At 70.5% G+C, this 11,505-nt stretch carries 12 protein-coding genes; 7 read left to right on the top strand and 5 right to left on the bottom strand.

Going from position 1 to position 11,505, the window contains the following annotated elements:
- Positions 1-6: 6 nt before the first annotated feature.
- Positions 7-1,035, bottom strand: coding sequence for a serine/threonine-protein kinase (locus E1289_RS32370; RefSeq protein ID WP_131987060.1), 1,029 nt, complete (start codon positions 1,033-1,035; stop codon positions 7-9).
- Between the two features lie 224 nt (positions 1,036-1,259).
- Between E1289_RS32370 and E1289_RS32365 the strand changes: the two genes are divergently transcribed.
- A complete protein-coding gene (locus E1289_RS32365; RefSeq protein ID WP_165970699.1) occupies positions 1,260-1,772 on the top strand; it encodes a sterol carrier family protein in 513 nt (170 codons plus the stop codon).
- Between the two features lie 152 nt (positions 1,773-1,924).
- Positions 1,925-2,563, top strand: coding sequence for a LamG domain-containing protein (locus E1289_RS32360; RefSeq protein WP_165970698.1), 639 nt, complete (start codon positions 1,925-1,927; stop codon positions 2,561-2,563).
- Between the two features lie 7 nt (positions 2,564-2,570).
- Here E1289_RS32360 and E1289_RS32355 read toward each other — a convergent pair whose 3' ends face one another.
- Positions 2,571-2,960, bottom strand: coding sequence for a DUF4190 domain-containing protein (locus E1289_RS32355; protein WP_131987056.1), 390 nt, complete (start codon positions 2,958-2,960; stop codon positions 2,571-2,573).
- A gap of 127 nt (positions 2,961-3,087) precedes the next feature.
- On the opposite strand from E1289_RS32355, the gene purF reads away from it, so the two are divergent.
- Together purF and purM are read left to right on the top strand one after the other, a co-directional pair.
- On the top strand, positions 3,088-4,542 hold the full coding sequence (gene purF / locus E1289_RS32350; RefSeq protein WP_131987054.1) for an amidophosphoribosyltransferase: 1,455 nt from the start codon (positions 3,088-3,090) through the stop codon (positions 4,540-4,542).
- A complete protein-coding gene (purM, locus tag E1289_RS32345; protein WP_131987052.1) occupies positions 4,539-5,582 on the top strand; it encodes a phosphoribosylformylglycinamidine cyclo-ligase in 1,044 nt (347 codons plus the stop codon). Before purF ends, purM begins: the two co-directional genes overlap by 4 nt.
- A gap of 238 nt (positions 5,583-5,820) precedes the next feature.
- On the opposite strand, the gene E1289_RS32340 is transcribed toward purM, so the two are convergent.
- Entirely contained in the window at positions 5,821-6,027 is a 207-nt protein-coding gene (locus E1289_RS32340) for a DUF3073 domain-containing protein (protein WP_131987069.1), read from the bottom strand.
- A gap of 323 nt (positions 6,028-6,350) precedes the next feature.
- Positions 6,351-7,484 (bottom strand): Glu/Leu/Phe/Val dehydrogenase dimerization domain-containing protein, encoded by a 1,134-nt coding sequence (locus E1289_RS32335; RefSeq protein WP_131987050.1) that lies wholly within the window; start codon positions 7,482-7,484, stop codon positions 6,351-6,353.
- A gap of 125 nt (positions 7,485-7,609) precedes the next feature.
- On the opposite strand from E1289_RS32335, the gene E1289_RS32330 reads away from it, so the two are divergent.
- Positions 7,610-8,488, top strand: a complete 879-nt coding sequence (locus E1289_RS32330; protein WP_347813606.1) for a hypothetical protein — start codon at positions 7,610-7,612, stop codon at positions 8,486-8,488.
- A 273-nt stretch (positions 8,489-8,761) separates the two neighbouring features.
- Positions 8,762-8,965, top strand: a complete 204-nt coding sequence (bldC, locus tag E1289_RS32325) for a developmental transcriptional regulator BldC (RefSeq protein ID WP_012850682.1) — start codon at positions 8,762-8,764, stop codon at positions 8,963-8,965.
- Between the two features lie 472 nt (positions 8,966-9,437).
- Here bldC and E1289_RS32320 read toward each other — a convergent pair whose 3' ends face one another.
- The gene (locus E1289_RS32320) at positions 9,438-10,127 is read right to left on the bottom strand and encodes a TetR/AcrR family transcriptional regulator (protein WP_243713291.1); all 690 of its coding nucleotides are present in this window, start codon (positions 10,125-10,127) and stop codon (positions 9,438-9,440) included.
- A 268-nt stretch (positions 10,128-10,395) separates the two neighbouring features.
- Here E1289_RS32320 and E1289_RS32315 point away from each other — a divergent pair, with 268 nt between their 5' ends.
- Positions 10,396-11,502 carry a LacI family DNA-binding transcriptional regulator gene (locus E1289_RS32315; RefSeq protein WP_243713290.1) on the top strand — a complete coding sequence of 369 codons (1,107 nt, stop codon included), beginning with the start codon at positions 10,396-10,398 and terminating at the stop codon, positions 11,500-11,502.
- Positions 11,503-11,505 lie beyond the last annotated feature (3 nt).

The following is an 11,505-nucleotide window of genomic DNA, read 5'->3' as shown; positions in this document are numbered from 1 at the left end:
CCTTGCTCAGCAGCCAGACGAGCGCCACGGCACCCACGACGAGTGCCAGGGCCGAGCAGGCGCCTGCGGCGGCACAGGCGGTGGCATCTGGGGTGGAGGCACCGGCGTGGGGACGGGCGTCGGTGGCCCGCCGGCGTGCGGCTCAGGCCGCTGCGGAGGCGTGGACGACGCGAGGGCCCGGCCTTCGGCGACCATCGTGGGCGGCATGCGGACCGCGAGCGGGCCGTTCTCGTCCAGGAGCCGCTGGAGGAGCTCGTTGGCCGTCGGCCGGCTTGCCGGGTCCTTGGCGAACGCGTCGGTCAGCACCTCGCGCAGCGAATCGGGGAGCCCGGTCAGGTCGACCTCGTCGTAGACGATGCGCTGCATCACCTCTGACGGAGAGCCCGTCCCGAAGGGCGGCCGGCCCGTCGCGGCGAACAGGATGGTCGACGCCCAGGCGAACACGTCCGCGGCGGGCCCGATGCCCCTGCCGCTGAGCTGCTCCGGGGACTTGTAGGAGGGGTCCTCGGTGATGTGCCCGGAGAAGGCCACGTTCACCACCTCCAGGGCGTGGGCGATGCCGAAGTCGCCCAGCCTCGGCCCGTCCCGTCCCAGGAGGACGTTGCCCGGCTTCAGGTCGTGATGGACCGCACCCGCACGATGCACGGCCGCCATGGCGATCGCCATACCGACGGCCAGGCGCTCGACGACCGCGCCACCGCGCGGCCCTTCCTCGTCCACGAGCTGCTGGAGGGACGGGCCGTCCACCCACTCGCTCACCACGAAGGGAAGGTCGCCCTCCACGTCGGCGTGCAGGATCGCCGCCGTGCAGAAGCCGGACACCTTCCGGGCGGAGGTGAACGCGCCGGCGAACCGGGACCTGGCGACGGGCTCGCCGCTCAGCCGCACGTGCAGGACCTTCACGGCGACCAGGCCACCGGCGGGGTCCCTGCCGAGGAAGACGGCACCCTGCTCGCCGACGCCGAGCCGGCCCGTGATCTCGTACGAGGCGAGTCTTCGCGGGTCACCCGGCTGCAGGGGCAGCGCCTCGGGCATCTGACGAACCTCCGTGTCCTCCGGGGACCGCGTCCCCGGCCTCCCCGTTCCCTTCTATGAGCATTCCTCATCTTCGCTGACGGGCGTGGAGGGCTCCTCCCGCACGCCGGACGAAAAGCGCTCCCCCGGCTTGACGCCGGGTCCTTTCTACCGTCTGCACGACCCCCCGGACGCCACCGCCGGTGCAGGTCACCGTGGGCCACGACCCGGTAACGTCAGTGGCGATGTCGCGAAAGCCGCTTTCCCTTGCCCTCCTGAACGAGCAGCGCACCGCGCTCGGCCTGCCGGCGTACACCGGTGCGGACGAACCGGCCGCCCTTCGTCGCGCGGCCCTGGACACCGTCCTCGCCTGCATCGAGGCGGGTAACGACGAACCGTCCAGGCCGGTCGTCAAGGGAGCGGTGCGGTTCCTGCTGGACCGGCTCGCCGAGCTGGCGCCCGGCCGTTCCGTGGAGGTTCGCGTTCCTCCCTATGCCGCGGTTCAGTGCATTGACGGGCCGCACCATACCCGGGGTACACCCCCAAATGTGGTGGAGATGGATGCCGCAGCCTTGATCGCCCTGGCCACAGGCCGGTTGGCCTGGGCCGACGCAGTAGCGGACGGACGGGTCCGCGCAAGCGGCGCACGCGCGGACCTCTCCGGCCATCTGCCCCTGCCGATCGACCCGCCCGCCGCCCCGCCCGCCGAGCTGCCCGGCGATCTGCCCGGCGACCGGGAAGCGGCAGAGCGGGGCTGAGCCGGGCCGGCGGCCGCTCGTCCGATCCGGGTCTTGCCTGGACCGTCCGGCGCTGCCAGCGTGGGCACCACCGTCCGTTCGGGGCACGGCCTGGAAGGCGGCGCACCAGCACCCGGCACGGATGCAGGCGCCGCCACGCTGGAGGTGATCCCGTGCTGATCGCGCACTGGACGTTCGACGTCGACACGGTGGACGGCCGCCGGGTCGCCGACACGGCCGGCGCCGGACCGGTCGCCGAGCTGAACGAGACCGCCGAGATCGTCCCGGGCCGGGAGGGGGAGGCGCTGTCGCTCGGCGGGAACGGCCGCGCCGTGATTCCCGCCACACCGCAGCTCGTCCTCAGCCAGGTGTTCGGGTTCAGCGTGGCGTTCTTCGTCCGCGTGACCGAGGAGCCGATAGGCGAGTGGCGCAGCCTCGTTTACAAGCCGGTCGCCGAGAACGACGCCAGGGGCCTCGGGCTCTGGCTCTACCCAGACGCGATGCGGCTCCGGGTCCAGCTCTTCACCGTCAAAGGCCCGGACTACGCCGACAGTCGCGCCAGGCTGACCGTCGGGGAATGGACGCACATCGCGTTCGTCGTGGACACCACCGGGATGTTCCTGTACCTCAACGGCCGACTGGACGTGGCCGTACCGCTCGAACACGCCGTCGTCACCCCGGCCGGGCCCATCTACCTGGGAAGCGAACCAACCAAGCCCGGATTCGGCGGCCTGATGGACGATTTCCGCGTCTACGCCTCCGCACTCGACGAAGAGGCCGTCCGCTCCCTCGCCGACTACCAGGGCTCGTGACCGCGCCCTAGGGAGTGGTGGCGCTGTCCCTGGCGGCACTGCCCTTGGCGAAGGGGAACTCCCGTTCGATGCAGGCCCGCCGCGACGAGTCGTCCGGGTAGCGCGTCTCGTCTCCGCACTCGGCCGCCTTGCTCAGCAGCCAGACGAGCGCCACGGCACCCACGACGAGTGCCAGGGCCGAGCAGACGACGCCCACGATCGCGGGCCGCCGATCGGCATCGCCCCGCACGAGGGCCACCGCCCCCAGGACGAGACCCACGAGCGCCGGGATGACCCCCGCGAAACACAGGACGAGCCCGACCAGGCCGACGATCCCGAGTACCTGTGAGGCCCTCGCCAGCGTGCTCCGCCGGGGCGGAGACGGAGGCGAATGCGTCTGGTAACCAGGCAGCGTCATGTCTTCCTCCACGTGTCGGTCACCAGACTCCCCCGAGGTGTGCGATGCCTCTGGTGCGGGCGAGCAAAGGTCCGGTAAGTACATGCCACCGATCGGAGCAGCTGAATCAGGCATCTAGACTGGCGATGTGCCTCTCCGTGACGGACGTCTGAGCCACGACATCGATCCCACAGACCGCCCCCCGCAGGACGCTTGCGGGGTGTTCGGCGTCTGGGTCCCCGCGGACCAGGCGCCCAAGGCGGAAGTGAGCAAGCTCACCTACTACGGCCTGTACGCGCTCCAGCACCGCGGGCAGGAGTCGGCGGGCATCGCCGTCAGCGACGGATCACGCATAGTCGTTTTCAAGGACATGGGGCTCGTCGCCCAGGTGTTCGACGAATCGGTGCTCAACACCCTCCGCGGCCACATCGCGGTCGGGCACTGCCGCTACTCGACGACCGGTTCGCCCACGTGGGAGAACGCGCAGCCCACGTTCCGGTCGAGCGACGCGGGCGGGCTGGCGCTCGTCCACAACGGCAACCTGATCAACACCCCGGAGCTGGCCGCGCGGCTCGAACCGGGCGTGCTGACCGCCACGACCGACACCGAGGTCCTCACGGCCCTCCTCGCCACCCGCCGCGACGACGGCCCGCTGGCGGCCGCGCGGGAGATCCTCCCCGTCACCCGCGGCGCGTACTCCCTGGTCTTCATGGACGAGGGGACGCTCTACGCCGCCCGCGACCCCGAGGGCGTCCGCCCGCTCGTCCTCGGCGCCCTGGCGGACGGAGGCTGGGTCGTGGCGTCGGAGACCGCCGGCCTCGACATCGTCGGCGCCCGCTTCGTCCGGGAGATCGAACCGGGCGAGATGGTCGCGATCGACGGCGACGGCGTCCGGTCCGAGCGGTTCGCCGAGGCGCGGCCCAAGGGCTGCCTGTTCGAGTACGTCTACCTGGCGCGGCCCGACACGACGATCGCGGGACGTAGCGTCCAGGCCACCCGCGTCGAAGTGGGACGCCGGCTGGCCCGCGAGCACCCCGTCGAGGCCGACATGGTCATCCCGACCCCGGAGTCGGGCACGCCGGCCGCGATCGGCTACGCCGAGGCGTCCCGAATCCCCTACGGCCAGGGCCTGGTGAAGAACTCCTACGTCGGCCGGACGTTCATCCAGCCGTCGCAGACGATCCGCCAGCTCGGCATCCGGCTCAAGCTGAACCCGCTGCGCGAGGCGATCGAGGGCAAGCGGCTGGTCGTGGTGGACGACTCCATCGTGCGCGGCAACACCCAGCGCGCCATCGTGACGATGCTGCGGGACGCGGGCGCCGCCGAGGTCCACGTCCGGATCTCCAGCCCGCCCGTCGCCTGGCCGTGCTTCTACGGCATCGACTTCGCCACCCGCGCCGAGCTGATCGCCGGGAACCTGTCGGTGGAGGAGATCCGCGACTCGATCGGCGCCGACTCGCTCGGCTACATCTCCCTGGACGAGCTGATCTCCGCTTCGCAGATCGCCAAGGACAACCTGTGCCGGGCGTGCTTCGACGGCCACTACCCCATCCCGGTGGAGGACGACGCACGCGGCAAGCATCTGCTGGAGGTCACCCGATGACCGGTCGCCCCACGCCCACCTCGTATGAGGCCGCCGGGGTCGACATCGCGGCGGGTGAGCGTGCCGTGGAGCTGATGAAGTCCCGCGTGGCGCGCGCACGGCGTCCCGAAGTGGTCGACGACGCCAGCGGCTTCGCAGGGCTTTTCGACGCCTCGGCATTGCTGCGCTACAAGCGTCCACTGCTCGCCACGTCCACGGACGGTGTCGGTACCAAGGTCGACCTGGCGCGCCGTCTCGGCATTTACGACACGGTCGGGCACGACCTGGTCGGCATGGTCATCGACGATCTGGTCGTCTGCGGCGCCGAACCGCTGTTCATGACCGACTACATCGCCTGCGGCAAGGTCGTCCCGGAACGGATCGCCGACATCGTCGGCGGAATCGCGGACGCCTGCGCCCTGGCCGGATGCGCCCTCGTCGGCGGCGAGACCGCCGAGCATCCGGGGCTGCTGGAGGCGGACGAGTTCGACTTGGCGGGCGCCGGCACGGGCGTCGTGGAGGCGGCCGAGACCCTGGGCCCCGAACGTGTCCGACCGGGGGACGTGGTGCTCGCCATGGCCTCCTCAGGCATCCACTCGAACGGGTACTCGCTCGTCCGCCACATCCTGGCCACGACGGACCTGACCCTCGACTCGGAGCCTCCGGAGCTCGGCCGTTCACTCGGTGAGACGCTTCTCACACCGACGCGCATCTATGCCAAGGACTGCCTGGCTCTGATCCAGGCCGGCGGGGTACGTGCGTTCGCTCATGTCACGGGCGGTGGGCTGGCCGCGAACCTGGCTCGCTCGCTACCCGCGACCGTGGACGCCGTCCTGAACCGTTCGTCCTGGGAGACACCGGCGCTGTTCCGTGTCCTCCAGGGCCACGGGGACGTTCCCCAGAGCGAGATGGACAAGACGTTCAACCAGGGCGTCGGGATGGCGGCCATCGTCGCCCCGGACAGCGCGGACGAGGCCCTCCGCCTTCTGACCTCCCGGGGCGTCCCGGCCTGGCACCTGGGCGACATCGTCCCCGGCAGCGGCACGGCGGCCCTGCGCTGAGCGGGCATGCAGCTGGGACGCGAATGACCCGGCGGGGGCTGAGGTGGCCGCAGAGCACCTCTCAGCCCCCGAGAGTCACAGGAGTGCCATCAGCCGCCGAACGTGCCCTGCGGGCGACCTCGGCGGCTCTCGGGGACCATGACGAACACACCTCCATGACGAACACCTCGGCGAACACCCAGAGGCCACGACAAACGCCACCGCCCCGTGCTACGGGCGGTGGCGCACTGTCGGCCGATCAACCGGAGGTGCCGTCCTTGCGGTCCTCGGTGCCGTAGTCCTCCGCGAAGTCGGCGTACTTCTCGGCGAGCTCGTCATAGGAGTCTTCGCCGGAGTCGCTGACTCCAAGCTCGCTCTTCAGGCGGTCGAGGTCCGTGTTGCCACTGTTGTACTTGAGCTGTCGGGCAACCTTAACCTGCTTGGCCTTGGCTCGGCCGCGACCCATTGGCTCGACCCCCTCGATGGTCAGGGCTTTCGTGGGCCCATCCAAGCGCGCGTGTACCACACGAACCGGTGCCTGATGAGCCATGCGTCAGTCACGGGTACAACCGTACCCGTTTTGCGCCCGGCTCGGTACATCGACGGTACGTGGCGGCGCTTCTGTTGCTGATAACAACAGTGTATCCCGTGGTCACGGGTACCCGCCAAAGCCACCGTGGGACGGTCGTACGGTGCCCCACGGCGGCTCTAGCAACGGTTTTGCAACGGTCTAAACAGGGTCGTGGGACCGTTCCGTCGCGTAGGGGCCCGCGCGGTGTCCGCGCGGGCTCAGAGCAGGATGCTGCGCAATCGGCTGATCTCCGACATCCGGCGCTCCGCGAGCCGGTCGGCGGCGACCGCCGGCGGGACGCCCTCGTCGGCGGCCAGCGCGAAGATCTTGCGGGTGGTGTCGTAGATGCCGCTCGCGCGGGCCTTCGCGCGGTCGAAGTTGAAGCCCTCGATCTCGTCCGCGACCTGGATCACGCCGCCGGAGTTGACCACGTAGTCGGGCGCGTACAGGACGCCCCGGTCCGCGAGGCTCTTCTCCACGCCGGTGTGGGCGAGCTGGTTGTTGGCGGCCCCGCAGACCACTTTCGCCTTCAGGGCGGGCACCGTTTCGTCATTGAGGGAACCGCCGAGTGCACAGGGCGCGTACACATCGAGGTCGGTACGGATCATCGCGTCGCTATCTGCGACGACCTCCACCTCCGGGTGCAGCGACCGGACGCGGTCGACGGCGGCCTCGTTCACATCGCAGATCACGACGTCCGCGCCGTCCTCACGCAGATGTTCCACCAGGCGGTGGCCGACCTTCCCGACGCCCTCCACCCCGACCCGCTTGCCACGCAGCGCGGCCGAGCCCCACATGGTCTCCGCCGCGGCGCGCATGCCCTGGAACACGCCGAACGCGGTGAGGATGGAGGAGTCGCCGGCGCCGCCGTGCGCGACCGTCCGTCCGGTGACGAACTTGCACTCGCGGGCCACGACGTCCATGTCCTCGCTGAACGTGCCGACGTCGCACGCCGTGTAGTAGCGGCCGTTCAGCGACTGGACGAACCGTCCGTACGCCCTCAGCTTCGCCTCGGTCTTGTCGGTGGCCGGGTCACCGATGATGACGGCCTTGCCTCCGCCGAGGTCCAGCCCGGCCAAGGCGGCTTTGTACGCCATGCCACGGGACAGGTTCAGCACGTCGGCGAGGGCCTCTTCCTCGGACGCGTACGGGAAGAAGCGTGTACCTCCCAGGGACGGGCCGAGCGCGGTCGAGTAGATCGCGATGATGGCGCGCAGGCCGCTGGCCTCGTCCTGGCAGAAGACGACCTGCTCGTGTCCTCCGAAACGCGAAACGCCGGAGGTTGTAGGGGGGTTGCCCCCCTGGGCGACGGGTTCGGTGCCCTTGTGGGGCGACCCGAAGACATTAGGCACGGTAGTGCCCTCCTCTCTGTCTCTAAGATCAGCGTAGGGCGCGGGATGCCGCCCCGCCCGGACAGATCTCGTGTAACGATGCGATGGTGCTTCCGTACGCCGCGTACCTACGGGTTTATGAACCGGTGACCGCCTTCCCGGAGCCCACGCGGACCCTGTGGACGGTCTACGCCGACTCCAGGCGTCGCCCGCGGCGGAACCACGCGCTCGGGGTGGAGCACCGCGCCGCCGCGCTGAGGATGACCGGCTCGCCGCCGGAGGTCGTGCCAGAGCGGGAGAGCAGGGACGCCTACGTTCGCCGCCTCGAAGACATGATCTACGTGTGCCCCTGGGAGACGCGGCTACGCTCCTGGCTGGCCTTCGAGCGCTTCAGGAACGAGCACGCCGCCGGTGTGGCGGCGGCGTTCGTCCCTCCGCCGCTGTCGGAGCGGGTGATGAGCGACTTCGAGCAGTGGAAGCGCGCGGGCCGGTCCCTGCGGCCCCACATCCTCACGAGCACCTGGCACATCCCGCTGGACTGGTTCGTGCCGTTCGCGCGGGACGAGCGGTGCCTGATGCTCGGCACGCCGGGGACGGGCTACCGCAAGTCGGACGACGTGTCAGAGGAGCCCGGGGGCCATGGTCCGGCGACGGCCGCGCCCGCCCGTACCCTTATCTACGTCACCTCGATGGCCGAGGCGCGCCGGCGGGTCTCGGCGGCACTCCCCGTGGTGCGCGAGAACCTCGGCGACGGCACGGGCGACGTGTACCTCCTGTCGGCCGGGCGCCTGGAGACGCTGGCCCGGTGGCTGGGCGGCTTCGACCCTCGCGCGCTCGTGGAACTCGACTACGGGGGCCTCGTCCAACTGCTGGACGACCGGGCGCTCCGCGCGGACGAGTCGGTGGCCGAGATGACCGTGGCCCTCACCGGGATGGAGCGCGGAGAGGCCGAGCTGACCGTGGCGATGTACAAGCGGCTCCTAGCCCGCTGGCGGCCCGTCCGCGCACTTGAGACGGCGAACTAAAACAAATTTCCCGAATCCCTGCGCGATACGACTATACGTGTCGCTAGAATCACTCAGCGTGACTCAGTGGCCATCGCCCAGGGGCGGCACGCCGCATCCGGGGGGATGTTTGCACGCAACTACCGCCAGGAACTTGCTTGTTGCGCTGAGTGGTGGCAAGGTTACACGTTGTGATGTCATAGTGGCTCTTTCGGGCCATAGGGGACATCAGTGTCCGCGCGAGGATCAACCGCAGGATCGCTGTCATCGGTCCACGGAGGAGAGGCCGCAAACATGTCAGCACGTACGCCAGAGGCCGAGCCCCTGCTGACGCCGGCGGAGGTGGCGACGATGTTCCGCGTCGACCCCAAGACCGTCACACGGTGGGCGAAGGCGGGAAAGCTCACGTCCATCCGGACACTGGGGGGGCACCGCCGCTACCGCGAGGCGGAGGTGCGGGCGCTGCTCGCGGGAATCCCGCAGCAGCGGTCGGAATAACCGTGTTCGCTGCGCCGCCCCCGGTGCCGGGCGTCCGATGGCACCCCGGCACCGAGGGCAGCGCGGTGTTAACGCAGTCCAGGCTCTGTTAACGCAGTCCAGGCCCACTGCGCTCGCTAGCGCTCGCTACGTGACCTGGCCTGTGCGAGCGCTGCATCGCTTCGCGATCTTCCCGGCGAGGCTCGCCTTCGGCGTCGCCTCGCCGCTCAGGTAAACGCGCTCGCGTGCGTGGCCGGGGTCGTTGGAGACCCGGTCCAGTGCGCTCGTCAGGTGCCTGCTCCGTTGCCGCCTGGTGGCGGGTCTTTCCGGTGGAGGCTTGCCTTCGGCGTCGCTTCGCGGATCAGGTCGTGCTTGCGTGTGTGGATGTGCTTGGTGGGGCCGGAGAGTTCCTATGGAGGCTTTGTCCGGGTGATGGAGAGGTGTCCTCATGTGGACAATTCGCCTCGTGTGTCCCAAAATCCGCGCACGTCGCTTACGCGCTCAGCTCTTCCTGCGAGAGCCGGTCGAAGAGCTTGCCGGTCAGCGGGTCGTGCCGGCCGGCGGCGTGGAACACGACGACCAGATGGTCGACGAGCAGCGCCTCCAGGTCGGCGCGCGGCACGTCGCGGTTCTCGAGCCAGTCCAGGCCGGCGGTCTCCACGGCGGCCATCCAGGAGCGCAGCGTGATGCGCAGGACGGGCGGCGGCGTCTCGACCTCCAGCGAATGCAGGATCCGGTCCAGCAGGAGCTGCCGGATGCCGTCGACGATCTCGCCGACCTCGCCCGACCGGTCGGCGGGTCCGCCGCGCAGCAGCGCGGTGTAGCCCGCCGCGTGGCTCTCCACGAAGTCGAAGTAGCGCCGCAGCGAGATCCGCAGCCGGTCCAGCGGTTTGCCCTCCGTGGGCGGTTCCAGCAGGACCGACAGCTGCTTCGCCGCGCTGCCGAGCGCCGCGAGGTACAGCTCGTACTTGCCGCCGAAGTAGTGGTAGACCAGCGCCCGCGAGGCGCCCGCCGCGGCCGCCACGTCGTCGATCGAGATGTCCTCCGGCGAGCGCGTGCTGAACAGCTGCAGCGCCGCCGCGATCAGTTCGTCCCGCCGTTCGTCCACGCTGAGCCTGCGACGGCCCCGTCCGCCGCTCGGCCGGCTGCGCGCCTTGCCGCCGGTCACCGCACGATCTCCCACGTGGGCAGCGTATCCGAGCCCGGGACGGCACAGGCCACACCGGCGGCTCCGACCGGGCCTTTCCCCGGGTCATGATCACTCGCGAACCGCTGTGATCCGGAACACCACAGGCCCGAACCACCATTGTCGGATGCCCGTTACTCACTGTTGCGGCGGTTTGAGGGGAAGGCGCGGCATCATGGCATCTCCTCCCGAGCGGAGGCCGGCGCGCCGACCCCGGTGGCGCGCCGCCGCGGCAGGTCCTGCAGGTCCCCCTGGACGGAGTGCCATGTCAGCTGAGCAAGCAAATCCCCCGCACGACAGGCAAGGAGAAGGCGCGGTCCCCCGGCCGCGCAAGGAACCGTCTCCCGCCGCCCGCGACGAGGGGAGGCCGGTTCCCGCGCCGAAGCCGACGATCCGCAACGTCGCCGAGCGCGCCGGCGTCTCCAAATCGCTCGTCTCCCTGGTGATGCGGGGGTCACCGCACGTGAGCGAGCGCCGCAGGCAGGCCGTGCTGCAGGCCGCCCGCGAACTCGGCTACCGGCCGAACGCCGTGGCCAGGAGCCTGGTCGAGGGACGCACCAGGCTGATCGGCGCGATCGTCGCCGACCTGCACAACCCCTTCTTCGCGGAGTTCCTCGACGGCCTGCAGGAGAGCCTGCACGGCGCCGGCCTGCGGATGCTCGTCGGCAGCGGCCGGTGGGACCCGATGTTCGAGGCGGAGGCCGTCGAGGCGTTCCTGGAGATGCGGGTGGACGGGCTGGTGCTGCTCAGCGTCGTCCCCGACTCGCTGAAAGAAGCCGCCGCGAGCGTCCCGGTCGTGGTCGTCGGGGAACGCGACGTCGTCGGTGTCGACATCGTCGTGGACGACGACGAACTCGGCGCCAGCCTCGCCGTCGACCATCTGGTCGAGCTGGGGCACCGCCGGATCGCGCACATCGAGGGGGCCCGCTCCACCACCGCGCGCTACCGCCGCACCGGCTACGAGCGGGCGATGCGCCGCCACGGGCTGGGCCCGGAGATCCTCGTCGAGCCCGGCGACTTCACCGAGGACGGCGGGTACCGCGCCGCCCTCGCGCTGCTGCGCCGCGACCCCCGCCCCACCGCGATCTTCGCGCCGAACGACCTCGTCGCGACCGGGGCGCTGTCGGCGGCCGACGAGATCGGGCTGCGCATCCCGGCGGAGCTGTCGATCGTCGGCTACGACAACACCCACCTGGCCGCCATCCGGCACATCTCGCTGACCAGCGTGGACCAGCCGCGCCGGGACATGGGACGGGTGGCCGCCGAGCTGCTGACCGCCCGCATCGGGGACCCGTCCCGCGCGGCGCGGCAGAACCTGGTCGTCCCGCACCTGGTGGTCCGCTCGACGACGGGACCCGCCCCCGCCGCCTGACCC

Origin of the sequence: Actinomadura sp. 6K520, from assembly GCF_004349245.1 — a bacterium.
GTDB lineage: Bacteria > Actinomycetota > Actinomycetes > Streptosporangiales > Streptosporangiaceae > Spirillospora.
The sequence above is the reverse complement of the archived record's forward strand: the minus strand, read 5'-3'. Positions and strand labels throughout refer to the sequence as shown.

What these genes read in the sequence shown, in the direction of transcription:
- E1289_RS32370 (WP_131987060.1), bottom strand. Translation starts at nt 1,035, where the DNA reads ATGCCCGAGGCGCTGCCCCTGCAGCCGGGTGACCCGCGAAGACTCGCC.
- E1289_RS32365 (WP_165970699.1), top strand. Translation starts at nt 1,260, where the DNA reads ATGTCGCGAAAGCCGCTTTCCCTTGCCCTCCTGAACGAGCAGCGCACC.
- E1289_RS32355 (WP_131987056.1), bottom strand. Translation starts at nt 2,960, where the DNA reads ATGACGCTGCCTGGTTACCAGACGCATTCGCCTCCGTCTCCGCCCCGG.
- purM (WP_131987052.1), top strand. Translation starts at nt 4,539, where the DNA reads ATGACCGGTCGCCCCACGCCCACCTCGTATGAGGCCGCCGGGGTCGAC.
- E1289_RS32340 (WP_131987069.1), bottom strand. Translation starts at nt 6,027, where the DNA reads ATGGGTCGCGGCCGAGCCAAGGCCAAGCAGGTTAAGGTTGCCCGACAG.
- bldC (WP_012850682.1), top strand. Translation starts at nt 8,762, where the DNA reads ATGTCAGCACGTACGCCAGAGGCCGAGCCCCTGCTGACGCCGGCGGAG.
- E1289_RS32315 (WP_243713290.1), top strand. Translation starts at nt 10,396, where the DNA reads ATGTCAGCTGAGCAAGCAAATCCCCCGCACGACAGGCAAGGAGAAGGC.